1 pseudogene is annotated in these 275 nt (G+C 70.2%); it reads left to right on the top strand.

Annotated elements, in window-relative coordinates:
- Positions 1-275, top strand: a pseudogene (locus tag C6W92_RS17805) (hypothetical protein); the annotation flags it as partial.

A 275-nucleotide genomic window follows, 5' to 3' on the forward strand; every position in this document is an offset into this window, starting at 1 on the left:
CGTGAAGGGCCGCAGGCAGGCGGTCTGGGGCTGGCAGGCCTTCGTCAATGCCGACGAGGACGGGTTCGTGCGGCGCGTGAGCGTGAGCCCGGGCAACCGGGCCGAAGTGGACAGCCTGTGTGATCTGGTGGTCGGCGACGAGACCGCGCTCTATGCCGACAGCGCCTATATCGGGCCGCGCACCCGGGCGCTTCTGGCGCATCACGCGATGCGCGATCAGGTGCAGCGGCACGGGGTTCGCAGGCGCAAACTGACGCCACAGGAGCGTGCCCGGA

The sequence above is a fragment of the Roseovarius sp. A46 genome (assembly GCF_004126395.1).
Taxonomy (GTDB): Bacteria; Pseudomonadota; Alphaproteobacteria; order Rhodobacterales; family Rhodobacteraceae; genus Roseovarius; species Roseovarius nitratireducens.